The organism is Streptomyces narbonensis (assembly GCF_014649015.1).
Lineage (GTDB): Bacteria > Actinomycetota > Actinomycetes > Streptomycetales > Streptomycetaceae > Streptomyces > Streptomyces narbonensis.
In genome coordinates this window covers 294,401-310,266 of sequence record NZ_BMSF01000008.1, presented here as the reverse complement: position 1 = coordinate 310,266, position 15,866 = coordinate 294,401, and the positions used below count along the sequence as shown (strand labels likewise).

The 15,866-nt window shown below is 68.7% G+C and carries 14 protein-coding genes; 8 read left to right on the top strand and 6 right to left on the bottom strand.

What is annotated here, in order from left to right:
* Window positions 1-24: 24 nt before the first annotated feature.
* The 6 genes from gyrB to dnaA form a co-directional block, all read right to left on the bottom strand.
* The gene (gyrB, locus tag IE124_RS17970) at window positions 25-2,052 is read right to left on the bottom strand and encodes a DNA topoisomerase (ATP-hydrolyzing) subunit B (protein WP_189508755.1); all 2,028 of its coding nucleotides are present in this window, start codon (window positions 2,050-2,052) and stop codon (window positions 25-27) included.
* Between the two features lie 822 nt (window positions 2,053-2,874).
* A complete protein-coding gene (locus tag IE124_RS17965) occupies window positions 2,875-3,444 on the bottom strand; it encodes a DciA family protein (protein ID WP_189508754.1) in 570 nt (189 codons plus the stop codon).
* The gene (gene recF / locus IE124_RS17960) at window positions 3,441-4,562 is read right to left on the bottom strand and encodes a DNA replication/repair protein RecF (RefSeq protein WP_189508753.1); all 1,122 of its coding nucleotides are present in this window, start codon (window positions 4,560-4,562) and stop codon (window positions 3,441-3,443) included. The genes IE124_RS17965 and recF overlap by 4 nt, the downstream gene beginning before the upstream one ends.
* A 59-nt stretch (window positions 4,563-4,621) precedes the next feature.
* On the bottom strand, window positions 4,622-5,500 hold the full coding sequence (gene gnd, locus IE124_RS17955) for a phosphogluconate dehydrogenase (NAD(+)-dependent, decarboxylating) (protein ID WP_189508752.1): 879 nt from the start codon (window positions 5,498-5,500) through the stop codon (window positions 4,622-4,624).
* Between the two features lie 110 nt (window positions 5,501-5,610).
* Complete coding sequence (dnaN, locus tag IE124_RS17950; protein ID WP_015034855.1) at window positions 5,611-6,741, bottom strand: DNA polymerase III subunit beta; 1,131 nt, start codon at window positions 6,739-6,741, stop codon at window positions 5,611-5,613.
* Between the two features lie 940 nt (window positions 6,742-7,681).
* Window positions 7,682-9,436, bottom strand: a complete 1,755-nt coding sequence (dnaA, locus tag IE124_RS17945; RefSeq protein WP_189508751.1) for a chromosomal replication initiator protein DnaA — start codon at window positions 9,434-9,436, stop codon at window positions 7,682-7,684.
* A 340-nt stretch (window positions 9,437-9,776) separates the two neighbouring features.
* On the opposite strand from dnaA, the gene rpmH reads away from it, so the two are divergent.
* The 8 genes from rpmH to IE124_RS17905 all read left to right on the top strand — a co-directional run bounded on the left by rpmH (window position 9,777) and on the right by IE124_RS17905 (window position 15,734).
* Complete coding sequence (gene rpmH / locus IE124_RS17940) at window positions 9,777-9,914, top strand: 50S ribosomal protein L34 (protein ID WP_006381191.1); 138 nt, start codon at window positions 9,777-9,779, stop codon at window positions 9,912-9,914.
* A 21-nt stretch (window positions 9,915-9,935) separates the two neighbouring features.
* Window positions 9,936-10,307 (top strand): ribonuclease P protein component, encoded by a 372-nt coding sequence (gene rnpA / locus IE124_RS17935; protein ID WP_189508750.1) that lies wholly within the window; start codon window positions 9,936-9,938, stop codon window positions 10,305-10,307.
* Complete coding sequence (gene yidD / locus IE124_RS17930; protein WP_189508749.1) at window positions 10,304-10,630, top strand: membrane protein insertion efficiency factor YidD; 327 nt, start codon at window positions 10,304-10,306, stop codon at window positions 10,628-10,630. Before rnpA ends, yidD begins: the two co-directional genes overlap by 4 nt.
* Window positions 10,631-10,633: 3 nt before the next feature.
* Entirely contained in the window at window positions 10,634-11,965 is a 1,332-nt protein-coding gene (yidC, locus tag IE124_RS17925; protein WP_189508748.1) for a membrane protein insertase YidC, read from the top strand.
* 14 nt (window positions 11,966-11,979) lie between these two features.
* The gene (locus IE124_RS17920; protein WP_055642454.1) at window positions 11,980-12,492 is read left to right on the top strand and encodes a Jag family protein; all 513 of its coding nucleotides are present in this window, start codon (window positions 11,980-11,982) and stop codon (window positions 12,490-12,492) included.
* A 117-nt stretch (window positions 12,493-12,609) separates the two neighbouring features.
* On the top strand, window positions 12,610-13,326 hold the full coding sequence (gene rsmG / locus IE124_RS17915) for a 16S rRNA (guanine(527)-N(7))-methyltransferase RsmG (protein WP_189508747.1): 717 nt from the start codon (window positions 12,610-12,612) through the stop codon (window positions 13,324-13,326).
* Between the two features lie 237 nt (window positions 13,327-13,563).
* Window positions 13,564-14,640, top strand: coding sequence for a ParA family protein (locus IE124_RS17910; protein ID WP_150274577.1), 1,077 nt, complete (start codon window positions 13,564-13,566; stop codon window positions 14,638-14,640).
* Complete coding sequence (locus tag IE124_RS17905) at window positions 14,637-15,734, top strand: ParB/RepB/Spo0J family partition protein (RefSeq protein ID WP_189508746.1); 1,098 nt, start codon at window positions 14,637-14,639, stop codon at window positions 15,732-15,734. Before IE124_RS17910 ends, IE124_RS17905 begins: the two co-directional genes overlap by 4 nt.
* The last annotated feature ends 132 nt before the right edge of the window (window positions 15,735-15,866 follow it).

Here is a 15,866-nt window from a genome sequence, read left to right as displayed (position 1 = left end):
TTCGTACGGTCAGCTGAGACCGACTCAGATGTCGAGGAAGCGAACGTCCTTGGCGTTGCGCTGGATGAACGAGCGCCGTGCCTCGACGTCCTCGCCCATCAGCACCGAGAACAGGTCGTCGGCCTGCGCCGCGTCGTCCAGGGTGACCTGGCCGAGCACACGGTGTTCGACGTCCATGGTGGTGACGCGCAGCTCCTCGGCGTTCATCTCGCCGAGACCCTTGAAGCGCTGGATCGAGTCTTCCTTGATCCGCTTGCCGTTCTGCTTGCCGAGCGCGACGAGCGCGTCCCGCTCGCGGTCCGAGTACGCGTACTCGAAGTCGTCCCGGCCCCACTTGATCTTGTAGAGCGGCGGGCGCGAGAGGTAGACGTGACCGGCCTCGACCAGCGGGCGCATGAAGCGGAAGAGGAAGGTCAGGAGCAGGGTGTTGATGTGCTGACCGTCGACGTCGGCGTCCGCCATCAGAATGATCTTGTGATAGCGGAGCTTCTCGATGTCGAAGTCCTCGTGGACTCCGGTGCCGAAGGCCGAGATCAGCGCCTGGACCTCGGTGTTCTGCAGGATCTTGTCGATCCGGGCCTTCTCGACGTTCAGGATCTTGCCGCGGATCGGCAGGATGGCCTGGTACATCGGGTTGCGGCCGGACTTGGCCGAGCCGCCGGCGGAGTCACCCTCGACGATGAAGATCTCGCACTTGGCCGGGTCGTTCGACTGGCAGTCGGAGAGCTTGCCCGGCAGCGAGGCCGACTCCAGGAGGCCCTTGCGGCGGGTCAGGTCGCGCGCCTTGCGGGCGGCCACGCGCGCGGTGGCGGCCTGGATCGACTTGCGGATGATGTCCGCGGCCTCGACCGGGTTGCGGTCGAGCCAGTCGTTGAGGTGCTCGTAGACCGCCTTCTGGACGAAGGTCTTCGCCTCCGTGTTGCCCAGCTTGGTCTTGGTCTGGCCCTCGAACTGCGGCTCGCTCAGCTTGACCGAGATGATCGCGGTCAGACCCTCGCGGATGTCGTCGCCCGTGAGGTTGTCGTCCTTCTCGCGGAGCAGCTTCTTGTCGCGCGCGTACTTGTTGATCAGCGAGGTCAGCGCCGCACGGAAGCCCTCCTCGTGCGTGCCGCCCTCGTGGGTGTGGATGATGTTGGCGAAGGAGTACACGCCCTCGCTGTAGCCGCTGTTCCACTGCATCGCGACCTCGAGGGACAGGGCCTTGTCCTTGTCCTCCGCTTCCAGGTCGATCACGGTGGGGTGGATCAGCTCGCCCTTGCGCGAGTTGAGGTACGTCACGAAGTCGACGATGCCGCCTTCGTAGTGGTACTTCACCGTGCGTGCGGTGGGCTCGGCGGCCTCCGCCTCGGGGTCGTCCGCGCCGACCGTGGCCTTCGCCGACTCGCGCTCGTCGGTGAGCGTCAGGGTGAGGCCCTTGTTGAGGAAGGCCATCTCCTGGAACCGGCGCGCGAGCGTCTCGAAGGAGTACTCGGTGGTCTCGAAGATGTCCGGGTCGGCCCAGAAGGTGACCGAGGTGCCGGTCTCGTCCGTCGCCTCGTGCTGCTCGAGGGGCGCGGTGGGGGCGCCCATCTTGTAGTCCTGGGTCCATCGGTAGCCGTCGGTCTTGATCTCGACGGCGATCTTGGTGGAAAGGGCGTTCACGACGGATACACCGACACCGTGCAGACCGCCGGAGACCGCGTAGCCGCCGCCGCCGAACTTGCCGCCCGCGTGCAGCACGGTCAGGACGACCTCGACGGCCGGCTTGCCCTCGGACGCGACGATGCCGACGGGGATACCGCGGCCGTTGTCGACGACGCGGACGGCGCCGTCGGCCAGGATCGTCACGTCGATGGTGTCCGCGTGACCGGCCAGGGCTTCGTCGACCGAGTTGTCGACGACCTCCTGCACCATGTGGTGCAGACCGCGCTCGCCGGTCGAGCCGATGTACATACCGGGGCGCTTACGCACCGCATCCAGACCCTCAAGGACCTGGATGTTGCTGGCGGTGTACTGGTTGTTCTCGTTGGGGTCGCCGGAATCGGCCACGAAGCGCCCTTTCTGGCACAGCACAGGCCGTTCTCCGGGCATGCGGGAGCGGCTGCGTCGTTCGACATGTTCCGCAGGGTGGCGGGATTGTCTCCCAGTCTACCGGTAGCGCTGACACTCATGGGGGTTTGCCGGTCCCTGAGTCCGCATGTGCCGCCCTGAGCGGACCCAAGACGACTCCCCATATCCAGACAGGGTCTCCAGAGGCCTCTGACGGCCACCTAGCGCTTCGAGAGGTGACGGCCCGTGGGCACACGTCCCGCGCCGTCGTGAGCACCGGGTCCCCACCGCGTCGCGGGCACGTGATCCACCCCTGTACGAGTACGTGATCGGCCCCTGTACGGGCACGTGGTCCACCCCTGTACGAGTAGGCATCCACCCTCGTCCGGGTACGCGATCCACCCTCGTCCGGGTATGTGATCCACCCTCGTCCGGGTATGTGATCCACCCCTTCTACGGGCACGCCTTCCGCCCGGATACGGGCTCGGGCTCGCCCCGGCACGGCACGGGCTCCGCCCCTCGCGGGCATGCGTTCGGCAGGCGCAGGGGGCGCCCCCTCCGGGGGAGGCCCGTCACAGGGCTCACCTTGGCGCAGCGCCCGCGCCCGCCCCCACACCACGAGCGCCCCGCTTCGTCCGGGCCGCCCGGCGCTCCAGCAGTGCGCGACCCCCGCCCAAGGCCCTAGGGCCTGCCCGGCGGATCAGGGTCGGATAGGCCACGGCGTCTGGTGCGGTGCATCGCAAGGCGTCGGAGCGCCCTAATAGCGGAGCTATTCGGACGTTTCGGCAACGCGGCGAGGTGCCGCACCAGACGCCGCGGCCCCGGCCATGATCCGCCGGACAGGCCCTAGCCGTACGTGTCCCCGGGCCCGACGCTGCCCGGCGCCCTGAGCGGCCCGTACCCGCGCCGAGGCCCACCCGGCCCCAGCACCTTGATCATCCGCACGGTCCCGTGCCCGAGGTCCTCGTTGAGCCGCGCCACGAGAGTCGGCGCCAGCAGCCGCAGCTGCGTCGCCCACGCCGTCGAGTCGCACTGCACGGTCAGCACCCGCGCGTCCGGCTCGTCGTCGAACTTCAGCGGTACGCAGTGCTTCGCCAGGTCCTCGCCGACGATCTGCGGCCAGCGCCCCATGACCCCGCCGACCGCCGCGGGGGTCTCCCACCCGCGCTCGGTGATCAGCCGGTTGATCGCCGCGCCGAGCGCCATCGGGTCGCGCCCGTCGGCGCGCGCACCGGAGCGCAGACCCCCTCCGCGGCGGGCCTGCTTCTTCTGCTGGGCGGCGGCGCCCCGCGCCTTCGCCTGCTCCTTGGCAGCGCGCAGCGCGACCCGCGCCAGGTCGACGCCCGAGGCCTCGGGGATCTTGGGTCCCTCCGGCTGCTCCGGTGCCCCGGCCGCGAATGCCGACTGCTCGCTCATACCCGCTCCACCGTCCCGCCGGCCACCTCGTACCGCGTCCCCGCGAGGACCCCCGGCACGTCGTCGTCCACCGCCGCCGTCACCAGCACCTGCTCGCCGCCCGCCACCAGCTCCGCGAGCCGCTCGCGCCGGCGCGCGTCCAGCTCGGCGAAGACGTCGTCGAGGACGAGGACCGGTTCGTTGCCCTCGGAGCGCAGCAGGTCGTACGAGGCGAGCCGCAGCGCCAGCGCGTACGACCAGGACTCTCCGTGGCTGGCGTATCCCTTCGCCGGCAGGTCCCCGAGCTTGAGGAGCAGCTCGTCCCGGTGTGGTCCGACGAGCGTGACGCCCCGTTCGATCTCCTGCTTGCGGACCTCGGCGAGCGCGGCGATCAGCTGCTCGTACAGCTCCTCGCGGCTGAGCCCGGCGCCCGGCGCGGAGGGGCGGTACTCCAGCAGAATCGGTCCGCCGCCCGGCGCCAGCTGCTCGTACGCCTTGTCGGCGAGCGGCTGCAGCGTGTGGATGAGGTCGAGGCGCTGGGCGAGCAGCTCCGCCCCGGCCCGCGCGAGGTGCTGGTCCCAGACGTCGAGCGTCGACAGGTCCATGCCGCGGCCGCCGTGGCGTCGGGCCATCGCCGCGGACTTCAGGAGCGTGTTGCGCTGCTTGAGCACGCGCTCGTAGTCGGAGCGCACGCCCGCCATGCGCGGTGTGCGAGCCGTGATCAGGTCGTCGAGGAAGCGCCGTCGCTCGCCGGGATCGCCCTTGACCAGCGCGAGGTCCTCCGGTGCGAACAGCACGGTCCGTACGATCCCCAGCACGTCACGCGGTCTGACCTGCGAGGACCTGTTGATGCGGGCGCGGTTCGCCCGGCCGGGGTTGAGCTCCAGCTCGATCAGCTGGGAGCGCTCGCCCTGGGTGACGGCGGCCCGGATGACCGCCCGCTCCGCGCCCATCCGCACCAGCGGGGCGTCCGAGGCGACGCGATGGCTGCCGAGGGTCGCGAGATAGCCGACGGCCTCGACGAGATTGGTCTTGCCCTGGCCGTTGGCCCCCACGAACGCGGTGACGCCCGGGTCGAGCGGAACCTCGACCCGGGCGTACGAGCGGAAGTCGGCCAGCGACAGATGCGTGACGTGCATGGTGGGCGCCGACCTTCTTCCCCCGGCGGCTGTGCACCGCGGGGTGCACAGCCTGTGGATTACTTCTTCGTCTCGACCGCGTGGCCACCGAACTGGTTGCGCAGCGCGGCGATCATCTTCATCTGCGGGGAGTCGTCCTGCCGCGAGGCGAACCGCGCGAACAGCGACGCGGTGATCGCCGGAAGCGGGACGGCGTTGTCGATGGCGGCCTCGACGGTCCACCGGCCCTCGCCGGAGTCCGACGCGTAGCCGCGCAGCTGGTCCAGGTGCTCGTCCTCGTCCAGGGCGTTCACCGCGAGGTCCAGCAGCCAGGAACGGATGACCGTGCCCTCCTGCCAGGAGCGGAAGACCTCGCGCACGTCGGTGACGGAGTCGACCTTCTCCAGGAGCTCCCAGCCCTCGGCGTAGGCCTGCATCATCGCGTACTCGATGCCGTTGTGGACCATCTTGGCGAAGTGGCCGGCGCCGACCTTGCCCGCGTGGACCGAGCCGAACTCGCCCTCGGGCTTGAGTGCGTCGAAGATCGGCTGGACCTTCGCCACGTCCTCGGCGGAGCCGCCGTACATCAGCGCGTAGCCGTTCTCCAGGCCCCAGACGCCGCCGGAGACGCCGCAGTCGACGAACCCGATGCCCTTGGCGGCGAGCTCCGCGGCGTGCTTCTCGTCATCGGTCCAGCGGGAGTTCCCGCCGTCCACGACGATGTCGCCGGGGGAGAGCAGGTCGGCCAGCTCGTCGATCGTGGACTGGGTCGCGGCACCGGCCGGGACCATGACCCACACGACGCGCGGACCCTTGAGCTTGCCCACAAGCTCTTCGAGGCTGTGGACATCGGCGAGGTCCGGGTTGCGGTCGTATCCGATGACGGTGTGGCCTGCGCGGCGGATGCGCTCGCGCATGTTGCCGCCCATCTTGCCGAGACCGACGAGACCGAGCTCCATCAGAGATTCCTTAAGCGTCGTGTGCGGTTTACCCGGGTCCGAGCCTACGCCCGGACCCGGGTGCACACCTGTGGGGTCAGCCGCTCAGGCGATGCCCTGAAGAACCGGGATCAACCGGACAGACGAACCGGCATGATCAGGTACTTGTACGCCTCGTCCGCCTCGGCGTCCAGGGCCGGCTTGCCGCTGAGCAGCGCCGGCTTGGTGGAGGTCGTGAAGGAGAGCTGGGCGACCGGGGAGTCGATCGCGCTCAGGCCGTCCAGGAGGAAGGTCGGGTTGAAGGCGATCGAGATGTCGTCGCCCTCCAGCTGCGCGTCCACACGCTCCACAGCCTGTGCATCGTCGCTGGAGCCGGCCTCCAGGATCAGCACGCCCTGCTCGAAGCTCAGGCGGACCGGGGTGTTGCGCTCGGCGACCAGGGCCACACGCTTGACGGCCTCGACGAAGGGAGCCGTCTCGATCACAGCGACCGAATTGAACTCGGTCGGGAAGAGCGTGCGGTACTTCGGCAGGTCGCCTTCGAGCAGCCGGGTGGTGGTGCGACGGCCCGCGCCCTCGAAGCCGATGAGGCCCTCGCCCTTGCCGGAGCCCGAGAGCGCCAGCGTGACCGTGTCGCCGCTCGTGAGCGCCTTCGCGGTGTCCAGGAGGGTCTTCGCGGGCACCAGGGCGACCGCGGAGGCGTCCGGGGACTCCGGCTTCCACAGGAACTCGCGGACCGCGAAGCGGTAGCGGTCGGTGGAGGCCAGGGTGACCGTGTCGCCCTCGATCTCGATGCGCACACCGGTGAGGACGGGCAGCGTGTCGTCACGGCCGGCGGCGATGGCCACCTGCGCGGCGGCGGAGGCGAAGACCTCACCGGGGACCGTGCCGGTCGCGGTGGGCATCTCCGGCAGCGCCGGGTACTCCTCCACAGGCAGGGTGTGGAGGGTGAAGCGGGAGGAGCCGCAGACCACGGTCGCCCGTACACCGTCTGTGGAGATCTCCACCGGACGGTTGGGGAGGGCGCGGCAGATGTCGGCGAGCAGCCGGCCGGAGACGAGGACGGTGCCGTCCTCCTCGACCTCCGCCTCGACGGAGACGCGGGCCGAGACCTCGTAGTCGAAGCTCGAGAAGCTCAGCGCGCCGTCCTCGGCCTTCAGGAGAAGGCCCGCGAGAACGGGGGCCGGCGGACGGGCCGGGAGGCTGCGGGCCACCCAGGCCACCGCCTCGGCAAGTACGTCGCGCTCCACCCGGATCTTCACCGGAACCGCCTCCTGCTTGTTGCTGGCTCTTCGTCGACTGCGGGAACCAGTCTGACGTACGCCGCCGACACTCGGTGCTGCTCGGGGTCAAGTCGCGACGAGAGCGCGTCGGAGCTCCGGCGGCGAGTTGTGCACAGGTCCCACTTCGAAGCGAATTCCGGGCTAACTCTATGTGGGAGTAGTAGTAGGGCCTGTGGAAACGGTGGATAACGTCGTTTTCCCAGGTCAGGCCCTCTTTTTTGTCCACCGACCCTGTGGGTGGAACCCGTGGACAACCGGGGTTCTCTGTGGACACCCAAAAGTTCTGCACACCCGGTACACAGGCCATGGGGAGTTCTCCCCAGCGCTGTCCCCAGCTTTACCCACGTTCCCCACAGCCCAATCGTCTCCCTTGGTGTGACGGCTTTCACTCGACGCGGTGAGCGGGGGTGATTCGTTGCCGAACAGTGGACAGGGGTGTGGAGAAGCTGTGGGCAACGTCCGACGCCCTGTGGGCAGCCAGTGGACAACTTTCGAGGCCCCCTGTGGACGAAGATTTCATCCACAGGCTGTGGAGAGTGGTTGCCAACAAATCCACAAGGCCTTGACCTGGGGTGATGACCTGTCAACAGCGTGGCCTGTGGACACGATCCGGATAACTCGACAGTCCCCACCCTGTGGACGGGAGATCATCCCCCAATCTGTGGAGAACCCGCCACCGGAACGGAGTAATCGAACACCCCGCGCTCGTACACAGCTGTGCACAGCGAACAAGGGCGCCCCTGGAGCGGGTTCGAGGAGGCCGAAGGACGCCTCGGAAGCCGGCTCGGGAAGGTCGCAGGGCGCCCGAGAACGGGGTCTGGAGACGCCGAAGGGCGCCTGAGAAGCGGGCCCGGAGACGCCGAAGGGCGCCCCGGGAGGTGTCCCGGGGCGCCCTTCCGTACTGCCTCGTGGCGGTCCGTCAGCCGTTCTTGATGCGGTTCGTGAGCTCGGTGACCTGGTTGTAGATGGAGCGCCGCTCCGCCATCAGGGCACGGATCTTGCGGTCCGCGTGCATCACCGTCGTGTGGTCGCGGCCGCCGAACTGCGCGCCGATCTTCGGCAGCGACAGGTCCGTCAGCTCACGGCACAGGTACATGGCGATCTGCCGCGCCGTCACCAGGACACGGCTGCGCGACGATCCACAGAGGTCCTCCACCGTCAGCCCGAAGTAGTCGGCCGTGGCAGCCATGATCGCGGGGGCGGTGATCTCCGGAGAGCTGTCCTCGCCGCCGGGGATCAGGTCCTTGAGGACGATCTCGGTGAGCCCCAGGTCCACCGGCTGCCGGTTGAGGCTCGCGAAGGCCGTCACCCGGATCAGCGCCCCCTCCAGCTCGCGGATGTTCCGCGAGATCCGGGAGGCGATGAACTCCAGCACCTCCGGCGGCGCGTTGAGCTGCTCCTGCACCGCCTTCTTGCGGAGGATCGCGATCCGCGTCTCCAGCTCGGGTGGCTGCACGTCGGTGGTGAGACCCCACTCGAAGCGGTTGCGGAGCCGGTCCTCCAGAGTCACCAGCTGCTTGGGCGGCCGGTCCGAGGAGAGCACGATCTGCTTGTTGGCGTTGTGCAGCGTGTTGAAGGTGTGGAAGAACTCCTCCTGCGTCGACTCCTTGCTCGCGAGGAACTGGATGTCGTCGACGAGCAGGATGTCCACATCGCGGTAGCGCTTGCGGAAGGCGTCGCCCTTGCCGTCGCGGATCGAGTTGATGAACTCGTTGGTGAACTCCTCGGAGCTCACGTACCGCACGCGCGTGCCCGGGTAGAGGCTCCGCGCGTAGTGGCCGATGGCGTGCAGCAGGTGGGTCTTGCCGAGCCCCGACTCCCCGTAGATGAAGAGCGGGTTGTACGCCTTCGCCGGCGCCTCGGCCACCGCGACGGCGGCGGCGTGGGCGAAGCGGTTCGAGGAGCCGATGACGAAGGTGTCGAAGAGGTACTTGGGGTTCAGCCGCGCGTGCTGCTCACCCGGCGCACCGGCGCCCTGCCCCGAGGAGGAGCCGGGACCGCCGTGGACCGGACCGCCGCCCGGCCGGGGGCCGGGGCGCGCGCCGGGGCCCGGCGGGTCGGGCAGCTCGGCGCGCTCGGGCCGCTGCGGCTGCTCGTAGCCCCGGGGAGGCTCGTCGTAGTGCGTCTGCCGCGACTGCTCCGGACCGGTGTACGGCGCGCGCTCCTGGTAGCCGCCGAGCCGCGGCTGCTGCCAGGACAGATCCTCCTGGGTACGCGGCCAGGCGCCGGGGTCGGGCCGCTGCGGCTGCTGGTAGTCCGGGTAGGCCGGGCGCGCGGTGGGCAGCCCGTCGTCGGGCATCGGACGGTGACCGTAGCCTTCGTACTTCTCGTACGGCTCGGGCTGCGGGCGCTCGTCGTAGCGGGGCTGCGGCGCGGGAGGCGCGGGCGGGGTCGGCTCGCCGACGGAGTCGTCGACGGTGATCGCGATCCGGATCGGGCGGCCGCACTCACGGCTCAGGGTCTCGCTGATCAGCGGGGCGAGCCGGCCTTCGAGGACGCGCTTGCCCCACTCGTTGGGCACGGCGAGAAGAGCGGTGTCCGCGACAAGAGCCAGGGGCTGGCAGCGCTCGATCCACTGCTTGTCCTTGGCCTCGATCCCCTGCTGGCCGTCGCCGAGGAGCTGCTCGAGGACGCGTGGCCACACTGCGGCAAGATCGGCAGGTACGTCAGCCACGGGGCACGCTTTCTACGGGTCCGTGAGGACAGGGCAGGACAGAACGGAAAAGACTGTGGAGTCTCACCACGGTAGTCGGGGCGGCTGACGTGGTTCAAGTTGTTGTCCACAGCCTGTGCATAATGGACCATGGCGACAGGTCGGTTTGACCGGATGGCGTAGCCGCGCGTACCGTGACCAGGTCGAGTTGTCGATGGCTGCTGCCGCCTGCCTCCGATGGGCAAAGATCACGTTCTGTGGTCGCGAAGCGGTGCTATCGGGCGTTACGAGCTACTCGTGGGCGCACGGTGACAGCCAGGCGATGTCCCGCCACCACCCGAATCATTTCTGGAGCCCCCGAGTGAGCAAGCGCACCTTCCAGCCGAACAACCGTCGTCGCGCGAAGACCCACGGCTTCCGCCTGCGCATGCGTACCCGTGCCGGTCGCGCCATCCTGGCGAACCGCCGTGGCAAGGGTCGCGCGAGCCTGTCCGCCTGATCCACTTAAACAGGTCATGACGTGCTGCCTACCGAGAATCGGCTGAGGCGGCGCGAGGACTTCGCAACCGCGGTACGCCGAGGTCGCCGGGCCGGTCGCCCGCTCCTCGTCGTCCACCTACGCAGCGGTGCAACGGACCCGCACGCGCCTGGGGAGAGCGCTCCCCCGACGCGTGCGGGTTTCGTCGTGAGCAAGGCCGTAGGCGGTGCGGTCGTACGCAACCAGGTGAAGCGTCGCCTGCGCCATCTTCTCCGAGACCGACTCATCGAGCTGCCCCCCGGTAGCCTGGTGGTCGTACGGGCGTTGCCCGGAGCCGGTGACGCCGACTACGCACAGCTGGCCCGAGACCTGGACGCCGCTTTTCAGCGGTTGCTGGGAGGGGGCGCGCGATGAAGTACCCGCTGCTGGCTCTCATCAAGCTGTACCAGTGGACGATCAGCCCTCTTCTGGGGCCTGTCTGCCGGTACTACCCGTCGTGTTCCCACTACGGATTCACGGCCATCGACCGGCATGGCGCGATCAAGGGCACGGCCCTGACCGCCTGGCGCATCCTGCGGTGCAACCCGTGGTCGCCCGGCGGTGTGGACCATGTCCCCCCGCGGAAGCGTCCTCGCTGGCACGAAATGCTGAGGAACGCGCTGAGCGGCGACAAGGGCGGGTCCACCGCCGAGCCGAGCCCGGCCGCCGAGACCTCGCCCAATGCTCAAGGAGCCTGATTAGTGGACACGATTGCCAGTCTGTTCAGCTTCATCACCACACCTGTCTCATGGGTGATCGTCCAGTTCCACAAGGTGTACGGGGCGATCTTCGGTCCTGACACGGGCTGGGCCTGGGGCCTGTCCATCGTGTCCCTCGTGGTGCTGATCCGTATCTGCCTGATCCCGCTGTTCGTCAAGCAGATCAAGTCGACCCGGAACATGCAGGCGCTCCAGCCGAAGATGAAGGCGATCCAGGAGCGCTACAAGAGCGACAAGCAGCGTCAGTCCGAAGAGATGATGAAGCTGTACAAGGAGACGGGTACCAACCCGCTCTCCTCGTGCCTTCCCATCCTGGCGCAGTCGCCGTTCTTCTTCGCTCTGTACCACGTGCTGTCCAACATCGCGTCGGGCAAGGAAATCGGCGCCATGAACCAGACGCTGGTGGACAGCGCCCGGCAGGCCCAGATCTTCGGCGCCCCGATCGCGGCCAAGTTCATGGACAGCCCGGAGAAGGTCGAGGCGCTCAACGCCTCCCTGGTCGACGTCCGTATCGTCACCGCGATCATGATCATCATGATGTCGGCCTCGCAGTTCTTCACCCAGCGCCAGCTGATGATGAAGAACGTCGACCTCTCGGTGAAGACCCCGTACATGCAGCAGCAGAAGATGCTCATGTACATCTTCCCGGTGATCTTCGCCGTCATGGGTATCAACTTCCCCGTCGGTGTCCTCGTCTACTGGCTGACCACCAACGTGTGGACCATGGGCCAGCAGATGTACGTGATCAACCAGAACCCGACCCCGGGCAGCAAGGCGCAGGACGCCTACCTCCAGCGACTGCTGAAGAGCGTCACGCAGCACGGCGAGGTCCGTGGACGCCGCCGCAAGGCCGTCGTCAAGGTCGTCGTCGCGAAGGGCGGCGACCGCAACGAGAACGAGCGTCGGTTCTTCGTGGGTCTGGGCAAGGCCGGCTTCGCGGCCCAGGCCGACGGCACGGTGATCAAGAGCGACACGATCGTCGCCGAGGCAGAAGGTGGCGCCGCCGCCAAGCGGCAGCAGCCCAAGCGCCAGACCAAGGCCCAGCGCCAGGCCGCCGCAGCGCAGCAGGCCGTGACGAAGGACGCCGAGGAAGGCTCCGAGCCGGCCGCCGAGCAGGCGACCACCTCGCTGGAGAAGAAGCCGCAGGGTTCGGCGAAGGCCGACGCTGAGGCCGAGACGAAGGACGAGGCGCAGGACAAGGCGCAGGGCGACAAGCCCGCGCGCCCCCGTGCCAACTCCGGCGGCTCCCGTCAGGGCAAGTCCGGTCAGCGCAAGGGCCAGCAGCGGCCCAAGCACCCGTCGTCCAAGAAGTAAGAAGGAGACCATCCGTGACGGAAGGCATCACCTCCGCCCCCGCCGAGGGTGGCGACACCCTGACCCGCCTGGAGCAGGAGGGTGAGATCGCGGCCGACTACCTCGAAGGTCTGCTCGACATCGCCGACCTCGACGGCGACATCGACATGGACGTCGAGGCGGACCGCGCCGCTGTCTCCATCGTCAGCGACTCCAGCAGCCGCGACCTGCAGAAGCTCGTGGGCCGCGACGGCGAGGTCCTGGAGGCCCTCCAGGAGCTGACCCGGCTGGCCGTGCACCGTGAGACCGGCGACCGCAGCCGGCTCATGCTCGACATCGCGGGCTTCCGCGCCCAGAAGCGCACGGAGCTCGCCGAGCTGGGCGCCAAGGCCGCGGACGAGGTGAAGTCCAGCGGTCAGCCGGTCAAGCTGGACCCGATGACCCCGTTCGAGCGCAAGGTCGTGCACGACGCGATCGCCGCCGCCGGTCTGCGCAGTGAGTCCGAGGGCGAGGAGCCGCAGCGCTTCGTCGTCGTGCTTCCGGCCTGATCCCTCTCGTAGTCTCGGCCCCGTCTGTTCGCAGGCGGGGCCGATCTTTGTCAGCCTGATAGTCAGCCACCACAGTGCGCTCGCAGGGATTGCGTGCGGTACGGAAGGACGGTTCCCGTGACGGAGGCAGCGGAGCTCCCGGAGGCGCCGGAGCAGGCGCGTACGGTTTTCGGTGAGTACTTCCCGGAGGCCGTGCGGTACGCCGAGCTTCTCGCGGACGCGGGGGTGAAGCGTGGCCTGATCGGCCCGCGTGAGGTCCCGCGGCTGTGGGAGCGGCACATCCTGAACTGTGCCGTCCTCTCGGAGGTCGTCCCCGAGGGCGTCACGGTCTGCGACGTGGGCTCGGGTGCCGGCCTTCCTGGCATCCCGCTGGCTCTGGTCCGACCCGACCTCAAGATCACTCTCCTGGAGCCGCTGCTGCGCCGGACGAACTTCCTCCAGGAAGTCGTCGAGCTGCTGGGCCTCGACCACGTGACCGTGGTCCGTGGCCGGGCGGAGGAGATGCTCGGCAAGATCACGCCCGTCCACGTGGTGACCGCCCGCGCGGTGGCCCCGTTGGACCGTCTTGCCGGTTGGGGCGTTCCCTTGCTCCGCCCGTACGGCGAGATGCTGGCCCTCAAGGGCGACACCGCGGAGGAGGAGCTCAACGGCGCCCGCGCCGCGCTCTCCAAGCTCGGCGTGGTGGAGACCTCGGTGCTGCACGTGGGCGAGGGGATCGTCGATCCGCTGTCCACGGTCGTCCGCGTGGAGGTCGGTGAGAGCCCCGGCGGTGTGCGGTTCGCGGCCAAGCGGGCCAAGGCCGCCCGGACGAGCAAGACCCGTCGACGCCGCTGAGCGTCGCATACGTACCATTTTCGGAGTGTCGAACGGCTCCGACCGGGCAGCAGGGGCATGGTGTTTCACGTGAAACGTCGCTCCCTGCTGCAGGGGATCATCAGCCGCGGTCGCGCGGCTGCCACGCCCCGGGACCGTAAGCCCCGCGTGAAGCCACTCGCGAGGGTTACGGAGTTGTCCACAGAGGTGGATTCACCCACAGAACCACCGACCTCGCTGGTTCACGACCCCGAAAGCATGGCAGGCTCTGCTCATCGCGAGCCTGAAGCCGAGGAGAGTGAATCCTTGCGGTCCGACGCCAACATCGCGGGACCGATGACCGACCCGGTCCCCGGTCCCCGAACCGAATCGGTGGGGGAGGATGTTTCACGTGAAACATTGCCCCCGATGGACGACACCCCCATTGGTCGTGCTGCCCAACTGGCAGTAGAAGCTCTGGGTCGTGCCGGTGAGGGACTTCCCCGGCCGGCCCAGACGCGCGTGATGGTGGTCGCAAACCAGAAGGGCGGCGTGGGCAAGACGACCACGACGGTCAACCTTGCCGCCTCCCTGGCATTGCACGGTGCTCGGGTCCTGGTCATCGACCTGGATCCGCAGGGCAACGCTTCCACGGCGCTCGGCATCGACCACCACGCCGAGGTGCCCTCGATCTACGACGTGCTGGTGGACAGTCGTCCGCTCTCCGAGGTGGTGCAGCCGGTCCTGGACGTCGAGGGGCTCTTCTGCGCCCCCGCCACCATCGATCTCGCCGGTGCGGAGATCGAGCTGGTGTCGCTGGTGGCACGCGAGAGCCGCCTGCAGCGGGCGATCCAGGCCTACGAACAGCCGCTCGACTACATCCTGATCGACTGCCCGCCCTCGCTCGGCCTGCTCACGGTGAACGCCATGGTGGCGGGCGCCGAGGTGCTGATCCCAATCCAGTGCGAGTACTACGCGCTGGAAGGGCTCGGTCAGCTCCTGCGGAACGTCGAGCTGGTCCGGGGGCACCTGAACCCCGGGCTCCACGTCTCGACCATCCTGCTCACCATGTACGACGGCCGGACGAGGCTCGCCTCCCAGGTCGCCGACGAGGTGCGCACGCATTTCGCCGAAGAGGTGCTGCGGACCAGCATTCCGCGGTCCGTCCGCATCTCCGAGGCGCCGAGTTACGGTCAGACGGTCCTCACGTACGACCCGGGCTCCAGTGGTGCCCTGTCGTATCTGGAGGCCGCCCGTGAGATCGCTCTGCGGGGTGCTGCCCTGCACTACGACCCGCAGCACGCCCACGCAGGGCACCAGAACAACCAGCGCAGCATGTCGGAGGGGATCCAGTGAGCAAGCGACCTAGGGGATTGGGACGTGGGCTCGGTGCGCTGATCCCCGCCGCCCCGCAGGAACAGAAGGTTCCGGCGGTCGGCCTCGGGGTCGGCACGACCTCTTCCGGCTCGGTGCCCGTGCTGCCCTCGGAGCGGGGCGTGGCCGCCGCGAAGCTGGCGACGCTTCCGCACAGCAGCCCGTCCCCCGACTCCGATGCGTCGTGGAGCGAGTCCGTGGAGGTGGCCGTCCCGGAGATCCAGGGCGGGGCCTACTTCACCGAGCTTCCGATCGACGCGATCGTTCCCAACCGGCACCAGCCGCGTGAGGTCTTCGACGAGGACGCCCTGGCGGAGCTCGTCGTCTCCATCAAGGAGGTCGGCCTCCTCCAGCCCGTGGTCGTGCGCAAGCTCGGTGACGAGCGCTACGAGCTCGTCATGGGCGAGCGTCGCCTGCGGGCGTCGACGACCGCAGGTCTTGAGCGGATCCCGGCGATCGTCCGGGACACCGATGACGAGAAGATGCTCCTGGACGCCCTCCTGGAGAACCTGCACCGGGCCCAGCTGAACGCGATCGAAGAGGCCCACGCCTACGAGCAGCTGCTCAAGGACTTCGGCTGCACCCATGACCAGCTCGCGGAGCGGATCGGGCGTTCCCGTCCGCAGATCTCCAACACGCTGCGTCTGCTGCGGCTCTCTCCCCCGGTGCAGCGGCGGGTCGCCGCCGGCGTGCTCTCCGCGGGCCACGCGCGGGCTCTGCTCGGTGTGGAGGACGCGGAGGCCCAGGACCAGCTGGCCTACCGGATCGTCGCCGAGGGTCTCTCCGTGCGTAGCGTCGAGGAGATCGTGAGCCTCATGGGCTCCGAGGAGCCCAGCGCGGTCAAGCCGAAGGGCCCCCGGGCCGGGGGACGTGTCTCGCCCGCGCTGACCGACCTCGCCTCCCGGCTCTCGGACCGCTTCGAGACCCGGGTGAAGGTCGACCTGGGGCAGAAGAAGGGCAAGATCGTCGTCGAGTTCGCCTCGATGGACGATCTGGACCGGATCCTCTCGACCCTCGCCCCCGGCGAGGGGAAGGTCATGGACCAGAAGAACACCCAGCAGAACGAGCAGGGCTGACCCTCTCGCTGCGCCGATTTCCGGCCAGGGCGGGTCGGGCTCCGGACGTCACCGGAGCCCGACCCGCCCTTTGCCTTGGAGTGGTGTCCCCTTGATCGCCCGGTCGATACGATTCTGAGAGGCGTATCCGTG

Coding starts and splice junctions, on each gene's coding strand:
- IE124_RS17965 (WP_189508754.1), bottom strand. CDS start 3,444: ATGAGCGAGCAGTCGGCATTCGCGGCCGGGGCACCGGAGCAGCCGGAG.
- recF (WP_189508753.1), bottom strand. CDS start 4,562: ATGCACGTCACGCATCTGTCGCTGGCCGACTTCCGCTCGTACGCCCGG.
- gnd (WP_189508752.1), bottom strand. CDS start 5,500: ATGGAGCTCGGTCTCGTCGGTCTCGGCAAGATGGGCGGCAACATGCGC.
- yidD (WP_189508749.1), top strand. CDS start 10,304: ATGAAGTACCCGCTGCTGGCTCTCATCAAGCTGTACCAGTGGACGATC.
- IE124_RS17910 (WP_150274577.1), top strand. CDS start 13,564: ATGGCAGGCTCTGCTCATCGCGAGCCTGAAGCCGAGGAGAGTGAATCC.